The organism is Gordonia oleivorans (assembly GCF_040044975.1).
Classification (GTDB): Bacteria; Actinomycetota; Actinomycetes; order Mycobacteriales; family Mycobacteriaceae; genus Gordonia; species Gordonia oleivorans.
Genome location: NZ_JBDZDI010000002.1, coordinates 168,205 through 189,111, shown reverse-complemented (window position 1 = coordinate 189,111; position 20,907 = coordinate 168,205). Strand labels below are relative to the sequence as shown.

At 68.7% G+C, this 20,907-nt stretch carries 23 protein-coding genes; 2 read left to right on the top strand and 21 right to left on the bottom strand.

The window, feature by feature from the left end; genetic code table 11:
• Positions 1-292: 292 nt before the first annotated feature.
• Positions 293-799: a M23 family metallopeptidase gene (locus ABLE92_RS04335; protein ID WP_496560771.1), complete on the top strand. Its 507-nt coding sequence runs from the start codon at positions 293-295 to the stop codon at positions 797-799.
• Positions 800-822: 23 nt separating this feature from the next.
• Here ABLE92_RS04335 and ABLE92_RS04330 read toward each other — a convergent pair whose 3' ends face one another.
• The 16 genes from ABLE92_RS04330 to rpsP form a co-directional block, all read right to left on the bottom strand.
• Positions 823-1,743, bottom strand: coding sequence for a tyrosine recombinase XerC (locus ABLE92_RS04330; protein ID WP_348803414.1), 921 nt, complete (start codon positions 1,741-1,743; stop codon positions 823-825).
• A 94-nt stretch (positions 1,744-1,837) separates the two neighbouring features.
• On the bottom strand, positions 1,838-2,731 hold the full coding sequence (locus tag ABLE92_RS04325) for a siderophore-interacting protein (RefSeq protein ID WP_348803412.1): 894 nt from the start codon (positions 2,729-2,731) through the stop codon (positions 1,838-1,840).
• A 111-nt stretch (positions 2,732-2,842) separates the two neighbouring features.
• The gene (gene dprA / locus ABLE92_RS04320; protein ID WP_348803411.1) at positions 2,843-3,970 is read right to left on the bottom strand and encodes a DNA-processing protein DprA; all 1,128 of its coding nucleotides are present in this window, start codon (positions 3,968-3,970) and stop codon (positions 2,843-2,845) included.
• Positions 3,967-5,538, bottom strand: a complete 1,572-nt coding sequence (locus ABLE92_RS04315) for a YifB family Mg chelatase-like AAA ATPase (protein ID WP_348803410.1) — start codon at positions 5,536-5,538, stop codon at positions 3,967-3,969. The genes dprA and ABLE92_RS04315 overlap by 4 nt, the downstream gene beginning before the upstream one ends.
• Positions 5,519-5,932, bottom strand: coding sequence for a YraN family protein (locus tag ABLE92_RS04310; RefSeq protein WP_348803408.1), 414 nt, complete (start codon positions 5,930-5,932; stop codon positions 5,519-5,521). The genes ABLE92_RS04315 and ABLE92_RS04310 overlap by 20 nt, the downstream gene beginning before the upstream one ends.
• A 203-nt stretch (positions 5,933-6,135) precedes the next feature.
• Positions 6,136-6,447 carry a DUF2469 domain-containing protein gene (locus ABLE92_RS04305; protein WP_348803407.1) on the bottom strand — a complete coding sequence of 104 codons (312 nt, stop codon included), beginning with the start codon at positions 6,445-6,447 and terminating at the stop codon, positions 6,136-6,138.
• Positions 6,444-7,142 carry a ribonuclease HII gene (locus ABLE92_RS04300; protein WP_348803406.1) on the bottom strand — a complete coding sequence of 233 codons (699 nt, stop codon included), beginning with the start codon at positions 7,140-7,142 and terminating at the stop codon, positions 6,444-6,446. Before ABLE92_RS04300 ends, ABLE92_RS04305 begins: the two co-directional genes overlap by 4 nt.
• A gap of 38 nt (positions 7,143-7,180) precedes the next feature.
• Entirely contained in the window at positions 7,181-8,038 is an 858-nt protein-coding gene (lepB, locus tag ABLE92_RS04295; RefSeq protein WP_348803405.1) for a signal peptidase I, read from the bottom strand.
• 18 nt (positions 8,039-8,056) lie between these two features.
• Positions 8,057-8,398 carry a 50S ribosomal protein L19 gene (gene rplS / locus ABLE92_RS04290; RefSeq protein WP_348803404.1) on the bottom strand — a complete coding sequence of 114 codons (342 nt, stop codon included), beginning with the start codon at positions 8,396-8,398 and terminating at the stop codon, positions 8,057-8,059.
• Positions 8,399-8,618: 220 nt separating this feature from the next.
• Positions 8,619-9,644, bottom strand: a complete 1,026-nt coding sequence (locus ABLE92_RS04285; protein WP_348803403.1) for a hypothetical protein — start codon at positions 9,642-9,644, stop codon at positions 8,619-8,621.
• Positions 9,641-9,973, bottom strand: a complete 333-nt coding sequence (locus tag ABLE92_RS04280) for a hypothetical protein (protein ID WP_348803402.1) — start codon at positions 9,971-9,973, stop codon at positions 9,641-9,643. Before ABLE92_RS04280 ends, ABLE92_RS04285 begins: the two co-directional genes overlap by 4 nt.
• On the bottom strand, positions 9,970-10,350 hold the full coding sequence (locus ABLE92_RS04275) for a YbaB/EbfC family nucleoid-associated protein (RefSeq protein ID WP_348803401.1): 381 nt from the start codon (positions 10,348-10,350) through the stop codon (positions 9,970-9,972). The genes ABLE92_RS04280 and ABLE92_RS04275 overlap by 4 nt, the downstream gene beginning before the upstream one ends.
• 158 nt (positions 10,351-10,508) lie before the next feature.
• Positions 10,509-11,204, bottom strand: coding sequence for a tRNA (guanosine(37)-N1)-methyltransferase TrmD (gene trmD, locus ABLE92_RS04270; protein WP_348803903.1), 696 nt, complete (start codon positions 11,202-11,204; stop codon positions 10,509-10,511).
• Between the two features lie 11 nt (positions 11,205-11,215).
• Positions 11,216-11,764, bottom strand: coding sequence for a ribosome maturation factor RimM (gene rimM, locus ABLE92_RS04265; RefSeq protein ID WP_348803400.1), 549 nt, complete (start codon positions 11,762-11,764; stop codon positions 11,216-11,218).
• 11 nt (positions 11,765-11,775) lie between these two features.
• Positions 11,776-12,018 (bottom strand): RNA-binding protein, encoded by a 243-nt coding sequence (locus tag ABLE92_RS04260; protein WP_348803399.1) that lies wholly within the window; start codon positions 12,016-12,018, stop codon positions 11,776-11,778.
• Complete coding sequence (gene rpsP, locus ABLE92_RS04255; RefSeq protein WP_348803397.1) at positions 12,015-12,485, bottom strand: 30S ribosomal protein S16; 471 nt, start codon at positions 12,483-12,485, stop codon at positions 12,015-12,017. Before rpsP ends, ABLE92_RS04260 begins: the two co-directional genes overlap by 4 nt.
• A 316-nt stretch (positions 12,486-12,801) precedes the next feature.
• Between rpsP and ABLE92_RS04250 the strand changes: the two genes are divergently transcribed.
• Positions 12,802-13,461 carry a GAP family protein gene (locus ABLE92_RS04250; protein ID WP_348803396.1) on the top strand — a complete coding sequence of 220 codons (660 nt, stop codon included), beginning with the start codon at positions 12,802-12,804 and terminating at the stop codon, positions 13,459-13,461.
• 327 nt (positions 13,462-13,788) lie between these two features.
• Here the strand turns inward: ABLE92_RS04250 and ABLE92_RS04245 are convergent, their stop codons facing one another.
• The 5 genes from ABLE92_RS04245 to ABLE92_RS04225 all read right to left on the bottom strand — a co-directional run bounded on the left by ABLE92_RS04245 (position 13,789) and on the right by ABLE92_RS04225 (position 20,893).
• A complete protein-coding gene (locus tag ABLE92_RS04245; protein WP_348803395.1) occupies positions 13,789-14,886 on the bottom strand; it encodes an amidohydrolase family protein in 1,098 nt (365 codons plus the stop codon).
• Between the two features lie 4 nt (positions 14,887-14,890).
• Positions 14,891-16,456 carry a signal recognition particle protein gene (gene ffh / locus ABLE92_RS04240; protein WP_348803394.1) on the bottom strand — a complete coding sequence of 522 codons (1,566 nt, stop codon included), beginning with the start codon at positions 16,454-16,456 and terminating at the stop codon, positions 14,891-14,893.
• A 96-nt stretch (positions 16,457-16,552) separates the two neighbouring features.
• Positions 16,553-19,138 (bottom strand): [protein-PII] uridylyltransferase, encoded by a 2,586-nt coding sequence (locus ABLE92_RS04235; RefSeq protein WP_348803393.1) that lies wholly within the window; start codon positions 19,136-19,138, stop codon positions 16,553-16,555.
• A 9-nt stretch (positions 19,139-19,147) separates the two neighbouring features.
• A complete protein-coding gene (locus ABLE92_RS04230) occupies positions 19,148-19,486 on the bottom strand; it encodes a P-II family nitrogen regulator (protein WP_348803391.1) in 339 nt (112 codons plus the stop codon).
• Between the two features lie 60 nt (positions 19,487-19,546).
• Complete coding sequence (locus tag ABLE92_RS04225) at positions 19,547-20,893, bottom strand: ammonium transporter (RefSeq protein ID WP_348803390.1); 1,347 nt, start codon at positions 20,891-20,893, stop codon at positions 19,547-19,549.
• Positions 20,894-20,907 lie beyond the last annotated feature (14 nt).

Sequence of the window (20,907 nt, the reverse complement as noted above, 5' to 3'; positions counted from 1 at the left end):
CCCGCCGAAGCGAGGTGCTCTGGCAAGTCTACGCGCGCGCATGCCGGTCTCCAAAAAGCCCGAGAACTCCCCGAAATTTCTCGGCCCGCGATGGAGCCGAATGGCCCCGGCGTGCGTCTGATCTGTTGTGACCCGTTCTGCAGATTCTGCGACATGGCGTGAGACCGCGCATCTCGGCGCCGACGACCGTGATGACGACGATGCCGTGACGCCGCCACGACCACGACGAGCGGTGGGCCTGATCCGGCATCTGACGGCGGTGCTCGTCGAGCTGCTGGTCGTCGCGTCGATGATGCTGGTGGTGCCCGGTGTCGTCGGTGCCGCCCCGACCCCGGTGTCCCAAATCCCGGTGTCCCAGATCCCGGTGTCACCGCGCGGTTACTCGGCGCCGCTGTCCCCGCGGCCGACGGTGGTCCGCGGCTTCGACAATCCCCCGCAGCGGTGGCAACCCGGTCACCGTGGAGTCGATCTGGCGGCGCCGGCGGGTGCGGTGATCCGGGCGGCCGGCGACGGTGTGATCCGGTTCGCCGGGATCGTCGCAGGTAAACCGTCGGTGTCGATCGAGCACGGTGACGGCGTGATCACCACCTACGAGCCGGTGCGCGCGAGCGTGCGACGGGGCACCCTGGTGCGGCGCGGTGAGCCGATCGGCATCCTCGAATCCGGTCATCCCGGCTGCGCCGCGGCCGCCTGCCTGCACTGGGGCGCGCGACGCGGGGCCGGTCACGCGGCGCAGTATCTCGATCCGCTGGCGTTGCTGGGTGCGGTCCGGGTGCGGCTCAAGCCGCTCGACGGGTGAGACCGTGCCCTATGCCGTATGCCCTATGCCCGCGGATGCGCCTGCCGGTGGGCGGCGCGTAGCCGTTCGACGCTGACGTGGGTGTAGATCTGGGTCGTCGCCAGCGACGAATGTCCCAGGAGTTCCTGCACGACACGGAGATCCGCACCGCCCTCGAGGAGATGCGTCGCGGCGCTGTGGCGCAGACCGTGGGGTCCCATGTGCGGGCCGCCGGCCGCGGCGACCGCCGAGGAGACGACCGCCCGCGCGACCCGCTGGTTGAGTCGGCCGCCCCGGGCACCGAGCAGCAGGGCCGACCCGGAGGCGGCGGTCGCCAGCGCGGGCCGTCCGACGGCAAGCCACCGCTGCAACGCGCGCGCGGCGGGCGCACCGTAGGGCACACTGCGCTGCTTGTCCCCCTTGCCGATGACCCGCAGCACCGCTCGCGCGTCGTCGACGTCGGCGAGGTCGAGACCGCACAACTCGCCCACCCGGATTCCGCTGGCGTAGAGCAGCTCGGTGATCACGCGGTCACGCAGCACGATCGGATCGTCGGGGCCGGCGTCGCCCTGGGAGTCGTCGGCACCCGATACGGCGGTGCCGGCGGCGACCGTCGCCGCCTGTTCGGCGGTGAGCACGGCAGGCAACCTCCGGTGCGCCTTCGGGGCCTGCAGCCGGGTGGCCGGGTCCGCGCCGAGAATCCCTTCGCGAACGGCCCACGCGCAGAACGTCTTTGCCGAGGACACCTGTCGGGCGACCGTTGTCCGCGCGGCTCCCCGACGGGTGTGGTCGGCCAGCCAGGCGCGTAACAGCGCCAGATCGATGTCGCCGACGGGTACGCCGCGCACGCCCGCGAAGCTGATCAGGCCGCGCAGATCACCGGTGTACGCACGGATCGTGTGCTCGCTGAGTCCACGCTCGAAGCGCAGATACCGCGCGAATTCCGACACCACCGACTCGGTCATCACCCCAGCACACCCACCGCGCCGCACTCACGCAACCGCACACGCGACGCCGTTGCCGGATCGGTACGACCGCCCGATCGTCCTCGCGCCCGGTTCAGCGCACCAGATTGCGGAGGCGCTGCCCGACGCCGACCTTCTGCTCCCCCTCTTCGGTGGCGCGCAGATCGGCCTTCCATTCGCGGAAGCCCTCCTCGGTGCGGCCGCGGCGCCAGTATCCGGAAATGGACGCATTCTTCGCGCCCACACCACGTTCCTTGCGGATGTAGGCACGCAGATTGTGCATCACCGCCTGCGCCTCCCCGTGGATGAAGACCTGCGGCTCACCGTCGAGCCACTGCGCGCCGCGGACCGCGGCGATCAGCGGGGCGTTGTCCCCGGCACGATCGTCGCCGACCTCACCGGCACCGCCACCCCGATGCACCCAGGTGATCTGCGCCCCGGCGGGGGCGACGAGATCGATCTCGTCCTCGGGACCGGCGACCTCGATGAACACCCGCGCGGTCGCGTCGGCCGGCAGTGCTTCCAGCGCTGCTGCCACCGCGGGCAATCCCGCCTCATCGCAGGCGAGCAGATGCCAGGGTGCGTCCGGGTTCGGGTGATAACCGCTGCCCGGCCCGAGGAACCGCACGACAGTTCCCGGCTCGACCGAGGCCGCCCACGGTCCGGCGAGCCCCTCGTCGCCGTGCACCACGAAGTCGACGAGCAGTTCCCGGCGTTCGGCGTCGACCTTGCGGACCGTGTAGGTGCGCAACGTCGGCTGCTGCTCGGGGGGCAACGACCGCGACGCGCGCGGATCGAAATCCTCCGGGAACTCCACGCCCTCGGGCATGAAGATCAGCTTGATGTACATGTCGGTCTCGGGCAGACCGTCCTTGCCGACGGCCGGCAGGAAGTCGTCGAACCCTTCTCCGCCGAAGAACAGCCGCACCATGTGCGGCGTCACCTGCTCACGTCGCAGGACGGTCATCGTATTCACTCGCTTGGCCATGCAGACCTCCTTCTCCCGAACCAGCGTACGCCGAGTTAGGTTTACCTAACTGGGCGGCGGTTGGCTTCTCGCAGAAAGCGCACACCGAACACCCACACCCGTGGCACGGCCTCACGCCAGTCGCCACGTACTGCCGTCGGTGCCGACCAGTCCCCCGAGTTCCATCATCACCAGGGCCACCCGGGTGGCATCGATCTCGACACCCGCGGAGAATGCGATCTCCTCCAGGGTGGCCCCGCCGCGACCGGGAATGGCGTCGTGCACCAGTTTCTGTTGCGCGGTCAGACCGTCGGTGGGCCGGGCCGCACCGTGATCGGGTACCCCCAGGCCGTCCGGGCGGACCACCGAGACCAGCGCGTCGACGTCGGCGATGAGGGCGGCACGGCCATCGGCGATCATCTCGTGACATCCCACCGACGTCGCCGAGGTGACCGGTCCGGGTACCGCACCCAATGGACGTCCCAGCTTGCAGGCCCAGGCCGCGGTGCTCACCGCCCCGGACCGCGCACCCGCCTCGACCACCAGTACCGCCGACGACAGGGCCGCGACCAGGCGATTTCGCGCCAGAAACCGGTGCCGGGCGGCCGTCGTCCCGGGCGTGTACTCCGACACGATCAGCCCACTCTCGGCGATCGCGGCCAGCAGCCGCGAATGTGCGGCCGGATAGTCCCGGTCGATGCCACAGGCCATGACGGCCATCGTCGCGCCGTCACACGCGAGCGCGGCACGGTGAGCGGCGACGTCGACGCCGTAGGCCGCACCCGAGACGATGCCCCACCCACGGGACACCAACTGCTCGGTCAGGGTGCCGGTGACGTGGGTGCCGTAGTCCGACGCCGCGCGGGACCCCACCACGGCGATGGATTGCTCGGCGAAGTCGTCCAGTCGCCGAGGACCGCGTACCCACAGCGCCAACGGCATTCCCCCCGCGGATGCCGTGTCCGCCTGATCCAATGCGAGCAGGGAGAATCCCGGCCACTCGTCGTCGTCCGGGGTCACCAGCCGCGCCCCCACGGCGTCGGCGGCCGCCAGCGCCTGCTCCGGACGGACGGCCGCCGCCCGCGATGCGGTCGGCTTGAGCACCGCCCGGTGTGCCGTGGGAACCATTCGGGTGCGGATGGCCTCGGCCGCCGCCTCGGCCCCGATGTCGGCCACCAGCGCACCCACCGCGCGGCACGGCGGCTCGGCCACCGCCACCAGATAGGCCCATGCGGCGCGTTCGGAATCATTGCTCGTCATCGATGGATTCCCCGGTCACGGTAGTGAAGGGCCTGTGCTACTTCGTTTTCTGCGGGCACGGTCTGCCCGGACAGGTCAGCGAGTGTCCAGGCGACCCGCAATGCGCGGTCGGCGCCACGGGCGGTGAGCCGGCCGTCGCGCATCGCCAGTTCGAGGGGTCGCGTCGCCGCCGGCGGGAGACGGAACTCGCGTCGCAGCAGTGGTCCCGGTACCTCGGTGTTGGTGCGGAAGCCGCGCCCACTCCACCGCTCGGCCGCCGCTTCCCGGGCGGCCGCGACGCGCGCCCGGATGTCGGCACTCGATTCCCCGGTGTCGGTGGTCAGTGCCGCATTGCCCGGGGGATCCATGCGCACCCGGATGTCCACCCGATCCATCAACGGCCCGGACAACTTGCCCAGGTAGCGACGCCGCGTCACCGAACTGCAGACGCACTCGACGTCACGGACCGGGGCACACGGACACGGGTTGGCGGCCAGCACGAGCTGGAAACGCGCCGGATACACCGCGACCCCGTCGCGGCGGGTCACCCGCACCTCGCCCTCCTCGAGCGGTTGACGGAGCGAATCGAGGACCTTGGTGCCCATCTCCGCGCACTCGTCGAGGAACAGCACTCCCCGATGCGCCAGCGAGACGACACCCGGGCGGGCCATGCCGGTTCCGCCGCCGAGCATCGCCGTGAGCGAGATGCTGTGGTGGGGGTCGATGAACGGCGGTTCGACGACCAGCGGCGAGCCGGGCGACAGCGCACCCGCGATCGAGTGAATCGCGGTGACCTGCAGGGACTCGTCGGTCGACAGTGGCGGCAGAATCCCCGGCAGCCGACGCGCCAGCATCGTCTTGCCGATCCCGGGCGGACCGGTCATCAGGACGTGATGCCCTCCGGCGGCGGCGATCTCGAGAGCGTGCCGGGCCTGTGCCTGACCCGCCACATCGGCCATGTCCGCCGGTATCCGCGACGGCGATTGCCGCGGCGTCGCGTCGTCGACGGTGTCGAGCACATGGTTGCCGGCGAGCCACCGCACGACCTCGGCGAGGTTGTGCGCGCCACCCACCTCGATCCCCGAGACCAGGGTCGCCTCGGCGATGTTGGCCATCGGCACCACCACCGCGGCCATGCCCGCGGCGCGGGCCTCGATCACCGCGGGCAGCACACCCCGCACCGGCCGGAGGCTGCCGTCGAGTGCGAGTTCACCCACCAGCACGGTGCGACCGAGCCTGGCCGTCGGCGCCCGTTTGATCGCGGCGAGCACCGCGACCGCCATCGCGAGGTCGTAGGTGGAACCCCGTTTGGGCATTTCGGCCGGCGACAGGCTGATCGTCACCTTCATGTCGGGGAACGAGAATCCCGAGTTGTTGATCGCCGAACGGATGCGTTCCTTGGCCTCGCGCAGCGACGAATCCACGCTGCCGGAGATCGTCACGCCGGGCAGGCCGTGCCCGACATTGGCCTGCACCTCGACCGGCGATGCCTCGAAGGCGTTGAGCCCCACGGAGTTCGTGCACCCGAGCATCCGTGAGGACTCCTCATCCTCATTCCGCGATGGGTCCTCACTCCACGATGTTGACATGGTGCCGCACCCGCGCGCCGTCGGCCGACATCGGATGTGCCGGATCGAGTTGGATGGAGATGATGTCGAATCGGATCTGCTCCCAGTGCCGATCCTGCTGCGCCAACCACATGCGCGTCAGCCGTCGCATCCGCATCAGTTTGTCGCGGGTCACCGCCGCCACCGGATCGTTGAAGATCCGCGAGGCGCGGGTCTTGACCTCGACGACCACCAGTCGGCGTCCGTCGGCCGCGATCAGGTCGAGTTCGCCATACCTGTTGCGCCAGTTGCGATCCAGAATGTTCCACCCGAGACCGCTGACGTAGTCGGCCGCGAGGTCTTCACCCAACCGCCCCACCCCGGCCCGGCGATTGGGCCGGCGATTGGGCCCGGGTCCCACCGATTGTGCTGTCATGTCCGACAGCATCACTCACCGCGCAGACCGGACCGCCCGGATGTCTGCCGCGACGGGCGATACCTGTGGATGACGGCGCTTCTGGGGATCACCGCCGGGATCAGACCCGCGGTTCAACCGGATCGGCGCACCTTCGGCGGACCATCAGACCGCAAAAGCGATACCCCTACAACGACTTTCGTCGCAATCGAGGCGATGTCAGATCACGGTTCGTCGGGCAGCCGCAGTTCGGACTTCTCCAGTTCCTCGATGTTGACGTCCTTGAAGGTCAGCACCCGGACCTGCTTGACGAAACGAGCCGGGCGGTACATGTCCCAGACCCACGCATCGCTCATCCTCAGCTCGAAGTAGATCTCACCCTCGGGGTTACGTGGCACGACCTCCACCGAGTTGGCGAGATAGAAACGGCGCTCGGTCTCGACGACGTACGTGAACTGACCGACGATGTCCTTGTACTCGCGGTACAGGGACAACTCCATCTCGGTTTCGTACTTCTCGAGATCCTCAGCACTCATCCTGTAAGCCTATCGCGCGACGTGTCGGCGGATGCGGCAGGAATGTCGCGACTGCGGGCGGCGACGTTGCGATACGACATCCGATGCTGGGGCGAGGGTCCGAGTTCGTCCAGGCAGCTCATGTGCAGTGCCGTGCTGTAGCCCTTGTGGATGGAAAAGGAGTACCCCGGCAGTTCGGAGTCCATCGCCACCATGATGCGGTCGCGGGTCACCTTCGCCAGGATGCTGGCCGCGGCGATGCAGGCGGCGGCGCCGTCACCGCCGATCACCGGCAGCGACGGGGCGGTCAGTCCGGGAACCGCGAACCCGTCGGACAGGACGTAGCCCGGAGTCACATCCAGACCGGCCACGGCGCGACGCATCCCCTCGATGTTGGCGACGTGGATGCCGATCCGATCGATCTCGTCGGCGTCGACGATCACCACCGACCAGGCGTCGGCGTATCGCGTGACCGAGCGATAGAGCTTCTCACGCGTTGACTCGGTGAGCTTCTTGGAGTCGTCGAGTTCCGACAACGACACGAGCTGGGTGGGTCGCAGCACGCACGCGGCCACCACCAGCGGCCCGGCGCACGCGCCGCGCCCGGCCTCGTCGACCCCGGCGACCGGACCGAGACCACTGCGATGCAGGGCGAACTCGAAGGTGCGCAGGCCCGCCGCGCGGCGGATCGGCAGACGGGGTGGCCAGCGACTCATCGTGGATCTGCTATCGACTCGCGGTCACTGCTGTGGGATCACTGCTGGGGGTTGACGGAGTCCACCCCGCCCATCCGGGAGAACGGGAAGATGATGAACTGCGTCTTGCCGCGGATATCGTCGACGGGGACGGTGCCGTCGCTGGTCTCGGTGATGTGGTAGCGCGAATCCGAGGAACGGGTGCGGTTGTCGCCCATCACGAACACGCTGTTCTCGGGCACCACGATCGGGCCGAAGTCCTTGCCGAGGCAGCTGTTGAGCTTCCCGTCCTCGCCGATGGCGGTCGGGGTCGCGGTGCCGTCGGCGAGGTTCTGCTCCTGCAGGGCCATGTCGACGTACGGCTCTGTGAGAACCTTGCCGTTGACCTTCACGCCGACGCCGTCGGCGTTGTGGCATTCGATGGTCTGACCGCCGGTGGCGATGATGCGTTTGACGTAGTCGTTCTCGTCGGGCGGCGCGAAGCCGAACCACGACAGGCCGTTCTGCAGTCCATGGATCACCGTATTGGAGGATCGGGGTGACACCCATCCGTCCTCGCCCCACGACTCGGGAACCTTGAACACCACGACGTCGCCGGGTGCGGGATCACCGAAGGTGTAGGACAGTTTGTCGACGAAGATCCGGTCGTTCGAGCAACCGGTGCAGCCGATCAGCGTCGGCTCCATCGACTCGGACGGGATGACGTATTGCCGTCCGATGAAGGTCTGCAGAATCCAGCTGATCAGCAGGACGCAGGCGACGATGATGATCGTCTCCCGCAGCAGGGAACCCTTCTTTTCCGGCTTGTCGCTCTTGGTGCGCCAGGGGCGGGACGCGGAGTCGGCGTCGACGGAATCGTCGTCGCGCGGGACCCGGTCCTCGCCGGCCTCATCGCCTCGGCGGTCAGTGTCAGCCACGTCGCCAGGGTAGACGCGTCAGCGCTTTTCCTTGATCTTGGCGGCCTTGCCGCGCAGATCGCGCAGGTAGTAGAGCTTGGCGCGACGCACATCACCGCGGGTCAGGACGTCGATCTTGGCGATGTTGGGGCTGTGCACCGGGAAGGTACGCTCCACGCCGACGCCGAAGGAGACCTTGCGGACGGTGAAGGTCTCGCGGACGCCACCACCCTGGCGACGGATCACGACGCCCTTGAAGACCTGGACACGTTCCTTGCTGCCCTCGATGACCTTGACGTGCACGTCGAGGGTGTCGCCGGGTCCGAATGCGGGGATGTCGTCGCGCAGGGACTGCTGGTCGAGGATGTCCAGGGTGTTCATGATGGTTGGTCCTTAGGGTGCTAGCTGCGAACAGAGGAACCTGGCGGCCCTCCCCCACCCGGATCACCCGGATCGGGGGCATGGGTTCGGCCGGTTCGTGCTCCGAGTCATGTGCGCGCCTGCTCGCGACCCCGACCGGGGGCCGTCGTCAGGCAACCCGACTATTGTGCCAGACCGACCCGCGTCCGACGAAATCGCGACCTCACCAGCGGTGACGTCGTCACGTCCGGGTAGGGTCGATGATGATCGAGGTCACCCCGGCCGTCGCCAGGACGGCCCGCGCCGCCGCCGACGGCGTCGACGGTGAGGCCACCGCGATCGGCTCGTATCCGCGGGCGCGGAGATGGTCGACCACCGCGATCTCCGGTGCCCGCCCGTCACCGGCCACCTCGTCGGTGGTGCGGACCCGCATCCCGACGCGCAGATAGGGCACCGGATCGCTGGTCCCGACGACCGTCGCGCGTCCCTGGGCCCGATCGTGCCCGATGCCGACGGCCACCTGAACCCAGCCCCCGGCCCGACCGTCGAGGTCGGCGGCCAGAGTCCGGGCGTAGCGCACGAGGTCCTCGTGCTCAGCGCGGGTGAGTTCGGGCGGTTCGTCGTCGTCGGTTCCCGGCTCCCGCCGGTTTCTCCCGGCAGCAGCCGCGGCGCCCACCGCACCCACGCCCACCGCACCCACGCCCATGGTCCCGAGCCCACCCATCGGCATCATCCCGCTCGTCGCGGCGGCGGGATGTTGCGGATCGTCGGTGGTCGCGGTGGTGGTGGCCGCGGTTCCGTGTGCCGCGGCCTCGTCGGCGTAGTCGTCGCCGGCAGCGGTCATCGCCGCGCGTCCGGCACTGGCCGCCCGGACAGCCGGCGTGTCGTCGCCGACCGCGGAGCCGATCATCCCGAGCAGCCGATCACGATCGGCGATCGTCGCCACGACCGCCATCTTCTGCCGCGTCCTGGTGGTGAGGTCGGCGAAGGCCGCCAGGGTCGTCGCCGAGACGGCGAGCCCGCCGGCGGTCCCGGTCGCGTCGTCGGCGAGCCGGGCGGCGGTGTCGATGGTCGCCTGGTCGAAGGCGCCCGCACCGATCCGGTGGACGTGGTGGACGGTCTCGACGGTGTTCGCGACCGCCCGTAGTCGCGCGGCGAGCCCGGCGAGTCGCTGCGCGAGCTCACCGATGGCGATGACGTCGGTGTCCGGCCACCGATCGGGTGCGAGTTCCTCGGCGATGCGCCGCAGGTCGTCCGGCCCACTCATGCGGTCCGGTCCACGCTTCGTCGCACGCCATGGGCGGCGGTGTCCTCGGCGGCCTCGACGCCGAGCACGCCGTGAGCGATCTGTGCGGCCTGGGTGGTCAGGGCGTCGGCGATCCGGCCGAGGGCATCGTGCAGCGCGGTGACACCGGGGACGAAGGCGGCGGCGAACGCGGTCGCGCCGACGTCGTGTCCGAGCGCTTCGGTGAGTTCGTCGATGATGCGATCGAGGTCCGCCCCGATGGCGGTGACCTCGTCGGCGAGTTCGGTCACCTCGCCGACGAGCGTGTGGCCCGCCTCCGGGTCGACCGCGACGCCCTCGGACCGGCTCATGTGCGGTTCCCGCCGGACACATCGGCGTATCCGGGGGCCGTTTCGGCCACCGCCGCCAGGAGGTGTTCACGCTGGTGACGCAGCTGCTGGTCGGCCGCGGCGACCAGGTCCGTGATGAGCTCGGCCAACACGGGCGCGCGGTGTCGGCGCAGGGCCGCCGGTTCGATCTGCAGGTCGACGAGCAGGCCGCGCGCGTCGACGGTGACCTCGATCAGCCGGTCCGTGCTGACCGCGCGGGCGGTCAGCGTCGCGAGTTGTTCGGCGGCGCGGGCGAGGTCGGTGCGCTGCCGGTCCAGTTTTTCGAGCATCGCCGACCAGTGGGAGTCACCCGGCCGACCCGGATCACGCGTGTCGTGTGCATCGGACCGTTCATCCACCGTCGTTTCCCCCTGGTACCCGCGTGTGAGGTCGTCAGTACCCGCGTGTGAGGTCGTCGGACGCGGGTCGACCGAGCGTAGCCCGAACAGAGTGCTCCCACCGCGAATGCGTCCACAGTGGCGAACCCGTCAGCGCGGGGACGGGTCGTTCGTCGCCGTCAGTTGTCGGCGCCGGGTTCGGCGAGGAGGTCGGGGCGACGCTCGCGCGTGCGCTGCAACGACTGTTCGTGGCGGAACCGCGCGACCTTGGCGTGATCGCCGGAGAGCAACACCGGCGGCACGGGCAGCCCCCGCCACGTCTCCGGGCGGGTATAGCTCGGCCCCTCCAGGAGTCCGTCGGAGAACGAATCCTCTTGGTGGGAACGAGGATTGCCGAGGACCCCGGGGATCAACCGCACGGTGGCCTCGATCATCGCGATCGCCGCCACCTCACCCCCGATGAGGACGAAATCACCGAGCGAGACCTCCTCGACGCGCACCCGGCGTGCGGCGTCGTCGAAGACCCGCTGGTCGATGCCCTCGTATCGGCCGCATGCGAACACGAGTTGTCGTTCCGTACTCCAGCGGACGGCCGTGGCCTGGGTGAAGGGCACCCCCGCCGGTGTGGGGACGATCAGCAACGCCTCGTCCGGGCACACCTCGTCCAGCGCGGGACCCCAGACATCGGGTTTCATCACCATGCCCGGACCGCCGCCGTACGGGGAATCGTCGACGCTGCGGTGCACGTCGTGGGTCCAGGACCGCAGGTCGTGTATCCCGACCTCGATGACGCCACGGTCGATTGCCTTGCCCAGCAAGGCCACTCGCACCGGCTCGAGGTACTCGGGAAAGATGGTGACGACGTCGACACGCATGCGGGGATCGGTCACGATGCGCCGTCGGGAGTGCCCGCGTCCGCGTCCGCGTCGTCGAGCAGACCGATCGGCGGGTCGACGACGATACCGTCGCGCCCGACCACCGGGACGATCTCCCGTACGAACGGGATGAGGATCTCCCGACCGTCCGGGGCACGCACCGCCAGCACGTCGTTGGCGGGCAGATGCAGCACCGACGACAGCACACCGACCGCCACTCCCGCGACGGTCGTCACCGGCAGACCCTCGAGTTCGTGGTCGTAGAAGGCGTCGGGATCGTCACCGGAATCGACCTGCGAACTGTCAATGAGGAACAACGTCCCCCGCAGGTCGTCGGCGTCGGCCCGCGTGCCGACCTCGGCCAGCGACAGCAACAGCCGCCCGGAATGTTCCCGGGCGGCTGTCACCGTGAAATCGCGTTCGCCCCCACCTCGTGGCAGGCGACCGACCAGAGTCGCACCCGTCGCGAACCGTTGCTCCGGTTCGTCGGTACGGACGTCGACGACGACCTCGCCGCGAATGCCGTGCGACTTGACCACACGGCCCACCACGAGCTCCATTGATGTGACGCTCAGCGGTCGGTGTCGACGATGTCGACACGCATGCCGCGGCCACCGATACCGCTCACGAGGGTGCGCAGTGCGGTGGCGGTGCGGCCGTTGCGACCGATCACCTTGCCGAGATCCTCCGGATTCACGTGCACCTCGACGAGGCGACCACGACGGCCGGTGATCAGTTCGACGCGCACGTCATCGGGGTTGGAGACGATCCCGCGAACGAGATGCTCGACGGCGTCGGCGACGACAGCGCTCACGCCTGGGCCTTGTCGCCCTCGGCGGCCGCCTCATCGGTGACGGCCTCGTCGGCGGATGCGGCCGGGGCCTCGTCCTTCTTGGCGGCCTTCTTCTTCGGGGTGGTGGCCTCGGCGACCGGCTCGCTGTCGGCGGCGGCCAGGGCCGCGTTGAACAGGTCCAGCTTGGAGGGCTTCTCGGCGGCGGTCTTCAGGGTTCCCTCGGCGCCGGGCAGGCCCTTGAACTTCTGCCAGTCGCCGGTGACCTTGAGGATCGCGGCGACGGGCTCGGTCGGCTGGGCGCCCACGCCGAGCCAGTACTGTGCGCGCTCGGAGTCGACCTCGATGAGGCTCGGCTCTTCCTTGGGGTGGTACTTGCCGATGGTCTCGATCACCCGGCCGTTGCGGCGGGTGCGGGAATCGGCGACGATGATGCGGTACTGCGGGTTGCGGATCTTGCCGAGCCGCGTGAGCTTGATCTTGACAGCCATGTTCTTCTTCTTTCGTTGGCCACTGCGCAATTCAGCGACCCCGCCGGAATGCGGGGCCCGGTTTTGCGATCGGGTGTGACCGTCGGCCGGTACGTGACCGTGTCCGACGAACCAGCGTTCGATTCTGCCAGAGACGCGCCCACCGGCCCAAATCGCGGCCGATCGACCAGCGCGCATCGGCCCCCTGCGATCGACCCGGTACGCTCGTCCGGGCGGTCGGGGGTGACCAGCGGGCGGTACTCGGCGACCTGACGTCGGGCCGCAACCCTTCCCACACCAGCAGTCGACACAGTCAGCGAGGAGAGCACCGCACCCCATGCTCAACGCCCTGGCCTACGCCCTCGTCGATGCGGTCAACGTGTTGTTGATCGGCGTCCTGGTCGCGCTCGCGATGATGACCGCACGCGGCCGGTATCGCTCCATCACCATTCTGCTGCTCATCGGCAACTGGCTGGGCGTCATCGGCCTGGCCCTGATCGTCCTGCTCGCCTTCGACGGGTTGGGCACCATCGTCGAGCGGGTCGTCGACTCTCCGGCATTCGGCGCGCTGTTGATCCTCACCGGTGTCGTCACCGCGTTGTGGACGCTGCGCCAGGGCGACGACGGGCCACCCCCGATCGTCGACCGCATCCTCACGCCGGTGCGTACGGCGTCGCCGTTGACCGTGCTGGCCGGTGTGGGTCTCGGCGTGGTGCAGTCGGCCACCTCGGTGCCGTTCTACGCCGGGCTCGCGGTGCTGTCGTCGAGCGGTCTACCGACCGGCGAGCGCTACACCGCGCTGCTGGCCTACGCGACGGTCGCCCTCAGCATCCCGGTGCTGGCCGCGATGGCGCTCGGACTGGTCCGGGTCCGGCCGCGATCGTGGGCCGGACGGCTGTTCGTCACTGCTCGGCGACACCACACACTCGTCGCCCGCGGTGCCGCCTACCTGGTCTCGGCACTGTTGATCGCGATCGGCATCCTGCGACTGCTCTGACGGGTGATCCGAACCCGGAAACGGGATCGGGCATGTGGCTGTCCACCCCGCGAAGGACACCCACATGCCCGCACCTCACCCCGGTGAACATCCCGCCGATCGCACCGCGATGCGGGCGACGAGAAGACTTGTGAACTGATCACGAAGTGGTCAACCTACGCGATGTGACTGTGACCCTACCGAACAGTAAGGATATCGACCAACGGTCAATGGGTGATTTGGCTCACAAAATCGGCCCGTGAGGTGTATAGCGCGGAATAACCCGACCCCTCACTCGACGACCTCCCGCTCGGCGACCAGCATGCTGTCGCGATCGCGGCGGCGTGATCAGAGGTGCGTGCCCGCGCAGACGATGGCCGCCGGATGACGCAGGATGTTCAGGTTCTCCACCGGGTTCTCCTGAAACACCAGGAAGTCGGCGCGGTCACCGTCGTCGAGAATTCCGGCACCGAGCCAGCGCCGCGGTTCGGTGGTGGCGGCGGCGAGAGCTCCCCGGGCGCCGAGACCGACGCCGGCGAGCCGTTCGACCTCGTCGACGATGCGTCCGTGTTCGACGAATCCACCCGCGTCGGTGCCCGCGAAGATCGTCACTCCGGCTTCGCGTGCCGCGGCGAAGGTGTCCTCGGCGTGCGCGTACAGCTTGCGCATCGTCGCCGCATAGGTCGGGAACCGGTCGGCGCCGGAGGCGATCTGGAGGAAGTTGTCGACCTGGATCAGTGTGGGCACCAAGGCGATCGAGCGCTCGACGAGTGCATCGATGTGCTCGGAGGTCAGGCCGGTACCGTGCTCGATGCAGTCGACGCCGGCGTCGATGAGGTCGCCGAGCGCGTCGGTGCCGAAGACATGCGCGGTGATGCGGGCACCGTTGTCGTGCGCCGCGGTCACCGCCGCGTCGAGCTGGCGCCGGGTCCACAGGGGCGCGAGATCCCCGACCTCCCGGTCGATCCAGTCCCCGACGATCTTCACCCATCCGTCGCCGGCCTTCGCCTGCCGCGCCACCTCGTCGGCCAGTTCGTCCGGATCGTCGAGATCGACACCGTAGTCACGCAGATACCGCTTCGGCCGGGCGATGTGCTTGCCGGAACGGATGAATCGCGGCCCCGCCGGATCGTCGTCGAGTGGGTGGGTGTCCAGCGGGGATCCGACCTCGCGGATCAGCAGGGTGCCGGCGAGGGCGTCCTGACGGGCGAAGTCGCGGGCCTGCTCGATGGTCACACCGAGTCCGGGTGCGATCCCGACATGGTTGTGCGCGTCGACGAGTCCCGGCACGATCCAGCCGTCGGCGACGACGGTGTCGGCCGCGGCCACCGGCTCAGAGGTGATCGTGCCGTCGACCACCCAGAATTCGAGTGGCTCGTCGGTCAGCGGATCCCGACCCCGGTAGTGCTGTGCGGGTGCGGTACCGGATCCACCGCCGACGGTCATCGGCTCACTTCTTCTTCGGCTGCTGGAACTGCGAGACGTCGATGCCCTCGAGGCCCGGCGGGAGTTGATCGAGTCCGGCCGGCATGTTGGACAGGTCCGGGAAGCCGCCGGGCATGCCCGGGAAGCCGCCGCGTACCTTCGGCGGGGTTGGTCCGCGTCCGCGGCTCTTGCCCTTCTTGCCTTTGCCCTTCTTACGGTTGGTCTTTCGGCCCGGGCCCATCATCCGGCCGGACATCTGGGCCATCATCTTGCGGGCCTCGAAGAACCGGTCGACGAGTTGGTTGACCTCGCTGACCGTCACACCCGAACCGTTGGCGATGCGCAGTCGGCGGGAGGCGTTGATGATCTTCGGATTCTCCCGCTCGGCGGGGGTCATGCCACGGATGATCGCCTGCACCCGGTCGAGTTGCTTGTCGTCGACCTGGCTGAGGGCGTCCTTCATCTGGTTGGCGCCGGGCAGCATGCCGAGGATGTTGCCGATCGGCCCCATCTTCCGGATCATCTGCATCTGCTCGAGGAAGTCCTCGAGGGTCAGCTCCCCCTGGGTGATCTTGGCCGCGGCCTCCTCGGCCTGCTGGGCATCCCAGTGCTGTTCGGCCTGTTCGATCAGGGAGAGCACATCGCCCATGCCGAGGATGCGACTGGCCATCCGGTCGGGGTGGAAGACGTCGAAGTCCTCGAGTTTCTCACCCGAGGAGGCGAACATGATCGGTCGGCCGGTCACCTCACGCACCGACAGCGCCGCACCGCCGCGGGCGTCGCCGTCGAGTTTGGTGAGCACCACGCCGGTGAATCCGACACCGTCGGCGAACGCCTCGGCCGTGGAGACCGCGTCCTGACCGATCATGGCGTCGACGACGAAGAGCACCTCGTCGGGCTGGGTGGCGTCGCGGATGTCGGACGCCTGCTTCATCAGTTCGGTGTCGATGCCGAGCCGGCCCGCGGTGTCGATGATGACGACATCGTGGTGGCGTGCACGCGCCTCGTCCACACCGGCCTTGGCCACCGACACCGGGTCACCGGCGGTGACACCCAATGCGTTCACCCCGGTTGGCGACGACTCGCCGGTGATCGAGGTACCCGGATGCGGCGCGAAGACCGGCACGCCGGCACGCTCGCCGACGATCTGCAGCTGGGACACCGCACCCGGGCGCTGCAGGTCACATGCCACCAGCAACGGGGTGTGCCCCTGCTTGATCAGCCACGCACCGAGCTTTCCGGCCAGGGTCGTCTTACCGGCACCTTGCAGACCGGCCAGCATGATGACGGTCGGCGGGGTCTTCGCGAACTGCACCCGCCGGGTCTCGCCGCCGAGGATCGCGACGAGTTCCTCGTTGACGATCTTGACGACCTGCTGGGCCGGGTTGAGCGCACCGGACACCTCCGCGCCCTTGGCACGTTCCTTGATCCGTGCGATGAAGGCACGGACCACGGGCAGCGAGACGTCGGCCTCGAGCAGTGCGAGCCGGATTTCACGACAGGTGCGGTCGATGTCGGCGTCGGAGAGGCGGCCCTTGCCACGCAGGTCCTTCAGCGCACCGGTCAACCGATCGGAGAGGGAGTCGAACATTCCCCCATCTTTCCATGACCGCGCTCGAGGTGACCGCTCGACCACGTCGCCTCGTCCGTGTCGGCGCCCGGGCGCGGCCCGTGCGAGGCCGAGCGGTCAGCTGATGGGAACCCCGGATCGCGACGACCCCGCGGTCGGCGGGCCCGCGTCGTCGTCGTCCGAGAACGGGCGGATGACCGGACACACGGCCAGAACCGACTCTTCCAACGCGGCGCGCGTCTCGTCGGTGTCGGCGGGCAGCGTCAGGCAGAAGGTGTCGACGACGGTGTTGCCGAGCGTCGCGACCTTGGCCCACCGTACAGTGGCACCCGACTCCTCGATCACGGCGCTGACCCGGCTGAGCAGACCCAGCCGGTCGTCGGTGCGCAGTTCCATCAGCAACTCGCCGGCGTCGCCGACCGCGGCCCACAGCACCCGCGACGGCGCCACCGCGAACAGGGCCGGCACCGCGTTGACCGCGGCCACGGTCGGCATGTCGTCGTCGGTCTCGGTGGTGGCCGCACCCGGCGAGCCGGCCACGGTCCCGATCGTCGGTGTCGGCGATTCGCGCTCCCGTTTGTCGAGCCGGTCGAGCACCTTGATCTTGCCCTCGACCGCCGCGATCAGCTGCTGACGCAACAGACCCGCCTCGGGCGGATCACCGAACGCCGGCACCACCACGAACGCGTTGACCGCGCGACCGGCGTGGCCCTGCACGGTCGCCGAATGCGACCGAAGGCCGTTGAGCGCCAGCACACCTGCCATCTTCGACAGCAGACCGGGACGGTCCGGGGCCACCATGATCACCGAGAAGGTATGTGGCCCTTCGGTCGGTGACACCTTCACGGCGTACTCGCCGCTCTCGGCGACCGCGATCATCTCATCGGTGAGCGGTTCCGGCGTGGGCAGTTCGTCGCCGTCGAGCAGTCGGGTGGCCCGCCGCACCAGGTCACCGATGAGGGAGGCCTTCCAGTCCCCCCACACGCCCGGGCCGGTGGCCAGCGAGTCCGCCTCGGCCAGCGCGGCGAGCAACTCGAGCAGCACCCGGCTGCGGCCGAGCTTGTCGACCACCTCCTGCGCGGTCGCCGGGTCGTCGAGATCCCGCCTGGTCGCGACGGTCGGCAGGAGCAGGTGATACCGCACCATCTCCGACAGGATCGTCACGTCCTGCGGCCACAATCCGATCCGCGTGCCGACCTGAATGGCGAGGTCGGCGCCGACGATGCTGTGGTCGGCGCCGCGGCCCTTGCCGAGATCGTGGACCAGTGCGCCGAGCAGCAGCAGATCGGGCCGGGTGACACGTGTGGTCATCCGGCTCGCGTTGACCGCGGTCTCCACCAGGTGGCGATCCACCGTCCAGGTGTGCACGGCGTCGCGCGGCGGGAGGTCACGGACCGCACCCCATTCGGGGAGCAGACGCCCCCACAGTCCGGTGCGATCCAGGGCCTCGATGGGCGCCACCATGTGCGGGCCCGAGCCGAGCAGGACCAGTAGGTCGCTGAGGGCCTCGGCGGGCCAGGGTTCGCGCAGTTCGGGGGCGTAGTCGGCCAGCCGCGACAGTGTCGAGGCGCTGATCGGCAGTCCGGTGCGCGCCGACGAGGCCGCCACCCGCAGGATCAGACCCGGGTCCTTGCTCGGAAGTGCATTGCGCGCCAACACGATCTCGCCATTGTGCTCGACGACCCCCTCGTCGAGCGGTCGGCGGATCGGTGACCGCCGCAACTTGGCCAGGCCGCGTCGGGGCAGCGCGTTACCGGCGGTACGCAGCCCCACATCGGTGGAGTAGCTGATGGTGCGTGCGGCGTCGCTGATGACGCGCGCGAGATCGAAACGGTCGCCGATGAGTAACGCGGCGCCGATCTCGTCGGCGTCCTGGGCGCGGACCTGCTCCCGGGGCCGCCCGGCGATCCGATGCAATTCGGTACGGATGTCCAGGAGTCGCTGATAGGCCACCTGGGGGCCGGCGCCCGGCGAGTCGGGCCGCAGGTTGGCCATGCCGTCGGTGAGCTGGGCGATCGACAGTGCGCCCAACAGCTGCACGTCTCGCAGGCCGCCACGGCCGTTCTTGAGATCGGGTTCGGCGCGGTGGGCGATGTCGCCGCTGCGGCGCCAACGATCCCGCGCGTGTTCGACGACCGCACCGAATCGGGTACGGATCTCCGATCGCCACTGTTGGCGCACACCACCGATCAGCAGCGCCGAGAGGTCCTCGTCGCCGGCGATGTGTCGGGCCTCGAGCAGGCCGAGTGCCGCGGTCACGTCGTCGGAGGCGACCTGCAGGGCCTGCGGAACCGTCCGGACACTGTGATCGAGTGGGATGTTGGCGTCCCACAGCGGATACCAGAGTCCGTCGGCGACCTCGGACACCCGCTCCGGTGATTGGTCCTCGTAGAGCAGGATGAGGTCGAGGTCGGAGAACGGCAGGAGTTCGCCCCGGCCGAGTCCGCCGACGGCGACGATCGACAAGCCGCTGCCGGGCCGGATGCCGAGTTCGGCACCCTTGCTGGTCAGCCAGAACTCGTGCAGATCGACGAGCACCTGCCGGAGTCCGGCAGCGTCGAGTCGGTTGGGTCCGGTGGCCTCGGTCAGTTGCCGCCGGGTGGCCGCGAGATCTGTTGCCGCGACCGGTGTCTGGGAAGGACGCGGCCCCGCGCCCGACTCGTCGTCGGATGCGGGGCCGTGACCTGTGCTCACGAAGGGCATCGACCCTCGTTATAGGGCGTCGGAGCCACGCTCACCGGTGCGGACGCGCACGACCGACTCCACCGGCGACACCCATACCTTGCCGTCACCGATCTTGCCGGTGCGGGCGGCCTCGACGATGACGTCGACGACCTTGTCCACGGCGGCGTCGTCGACGACGACCTCCACACGCACCTTGGGAACGAAATCGACGGAATACTCGGCGCCACGGTAGACCTCGGTGTGGCCCTTCTGGCGTCCGTAACCCTGGACCTCACTGACGGTCATGCCCAGGATGCCGGCCTGCTCGAGACCTGCTTTGACGTCTTCGAGCGTGAACGGCTTCACGATCGCGGTGATCAGCTTCATGAATTATCCCTCTCCAAAGGATTCAGCTGTGATTCAGCGTAGTGGTCAACGGTGCCGGATTCACGCCAACTCATACGCTGTCTCCGCGTGTTCTGCCTCGTCGATTCCGCTCTTCTCCTCGTCGGAGGCGACACGCCAGCCGAGCGGCTTGAGAATCAGGGCGATGATGGTGGTCAGAACGCCGGTGAAGGCGAGCGCGAACAGGGCGATGACGACCTGCACGACGAGCTGCTTGTAATCGCCACCCCAGAACAGGCCGGTGTCCTGCGCCAGGAATCCGATACCGACGGTGCCCCAGAGGCCGGCGACGAGGTGAACGCCGACGACGTCGAGGGAGTCGTCGTAACCGAACTTGTTCTTCAGTCCGATGGCCAGCGCCGCGAGGATACCGGCGATCACGCCGAGGATCAGCGACCCGACCGGGGTGAGATTGCCACACGCGGGGGTGATCGCGACGAGACCGGCAACGATTCCCGAGGCCGCGCCGACGCTGGTGGCGTGCTTGTCGCGGATCAATTCCACCGCGAGCCAGCCGATGATCGCCGCAGCGGTGGCGGCGGTCGTGTTGAGCCACACCTTGCCGGCGGTCAGGTCCGCGGCGAGTTCGGAACCGACGTTGAAGCCGAACCAGCCGAACCACAGCAGAGCGGCACCGAGCATGACGAACGGGATGTTGTGCGGACGGTAGGCGGTCTTGCCGAAGCCGACGCGGGCGCCGACGATCAGCGCGAGCACCAGGCCGGCCATACCGGCGTTGATGTGAACCACGGTGCCACCGGCGAAGTCGATGGGCGCGACGTTGGCCTCACCGTCGGTGGTACCGAACATCCACGCAGCGAAGCCGTCCTCGCCGCCACCCATGATGCCGCCGCCGCCGACCAGGCCACCCCACACCATGTGCGACAGCGGGAAGTAGACGATGGTGGCCCACAGCACCGAGAACGCCAACCAGGTCGAGAACTTCACGCGCTCGGCGACCGCGCCCGAGATCAGCGCGACGGTGATCACGGCGAAGGTGAGCTGGAAGCCGAGGAAGACGACCGCCGGAATGGACAACCCTGCGGTGACGACCTTTTCGGTGTCGCCCTCCCCGATCGTGTTCATCAACTGATCGGAGCCGAACAATGCGAACGGATTCGCGAAAATGCCTGCGATGTCACTCTCCCCGGTGATGCCGTCGCTGAACGACATCGAGAAACCCCACAGAACGTAGATGACGCTGACCGTGGCGAGTGCGCCGAACGACATCATCATCATGTTCAGGACGGATTTGCCCCGAGACAAACCCCCATAGAAGAAAGCAAGACCGGGAGTCATCAGCAGCACCAGGCCGGCGGCCGTGATGACCCATGCCGTATCACCGGTGTCGAACTCTCCGAAAACGCTTTCTGGCAGTGCAGAAACCACTGTGAGAAACCTCC

Bases quoted from the DNA above. Each gene is read 5' to 3' on its own strand.
- ABLE92_RS04305 (WP_348803407.1), bottom strand. From the start codon at position 6,447: ATGAGTGCTGAGGATCTCGAGAAGTACGAAACCGAGATGGAGTTGTCC.
- ABLE92_RS04315 (WP_348803410.1), bottom strand. From the start codon at position 5,538: ATGTCAACATCGTGGAGTGAGGACCCATCGCGGAATGAGGATGAGGAG.
- rplS (WP_348803404.1), bottom strand. From the start codon at position 8,398: ATGAACACCCTGGACATCCTCGACCAGCAGTCCCTGCGCGACGACATC.
- ABLE92_RS04325 (WP_348803412.1), bottom strand. From the start codon at position 2,731: ATGGCCAAGCGAGTGAATACGATGACCGTCCTGCGACGTGAGCAGGTG.
- rpsP (WP_348803397.1), bottom strand. From the start codon at position 12,485: ATGGCTGTCAAGATCAAGCTCACGCGGCTCGGCAAGATCCGCAACCCG.
- ffh (WP_348803394.1), bottom strand. From the start codon at position 16,456: ATGTTCGACTCCCTCTCCGATCGGTTGACCGGTGCGCTGAAGGACCTG.
- ABLE92_RS04335 (WP_496560771.1), top strand. From the start codon at position 293: ATGCTGGTGGTGCCCGGTGTCGTCGGTGCCGCCCCGACCCCGGTGTCC.
- trmD (WP_348803903.1), bottom strand. From the start codon at position 11,204: ATGCGTGTCGACGTCGTCACCATCTTTCCCGAGTACCTCGAGCCGGTG.
- ABLE92_RS04300 (WP_348803406.1), bottom strand. From the start codon at position 7,142: ATGAGTCGCTGGCCACCCCGTCTGCCGATCCGCCGCGCGGCGGGCCTG.
- ABLE92_RS04330 (WP_348803414.1), bottom strand. From the start codon at position 1,743: ATGACCGAGTCGGTGGTGTCGGAATTCGCGCGGTATCTGCGCTTCGAG.
- ABLE92_RS04285 (WP_348803403.1), bottom strand. From the start codon at position 9,644: ATGAGTGGGCCGGACGACCTGCGGCGCATCGCCGAGGAACTCGCACCC.
- dprA (WP_348803411.1), bottom strand. From the start codon at position 3,970: ATGACGAGCAATGATTCCGAACGCGCCGCATGGGCCTATCTGGTGGCG.
- ABLE92_RS04280 (WP_348803402.1), bottom strand. From the start codon at position 9,973: ATGAGCCGGTCCGAGGGCGTCGCGGTCGACCCGGAGGCGGGCCACACG.
- ABLE92_RS04250 (WP_348803396.1), top strand. From the start codon at position 12,802: ATGCTCAACGCCCTGGCCTACGCCCTCGTCGATGCGGTCAACGTGTTG.
- ABLE92_RS04235 (WP_348803393.1), bottom strand. From the start codon at position 19,138: ATGCCCTTCGTGAGCACAGGTCACGGCCCCGCATCCGACGACGAGTCG.
- ABLE92_RS04310 (WP_348803408.1), bottom strand. From the start codon at position 5,932: ATGACAGCACAATCGGTGGGACCCGGGCCCAATCGCCGGCCCAATCGC.
- ABLE92_RS04245 (WP_348803395.1), bottom strand. From the start codon at position 14,886: ATGACCGTCGGCGGTGGATCCGGTACCGCACCCGCACAGCACTACCGG.
- rimM (WP_348803400.1), bottom strand. From the start codon at position 11,764: ATGGAGCTCGTGGTGGGCCGTGTGGTCAAGTCGCACGGCATTCGCGGC.
- ABLE92_RS04230 (WP_348803391.1), bottom strand. From the start codon at position 19,486: ATGAAGCTGATCACCGCGATCGTGAAGCCGTTCACGCTCGAAGACGTC.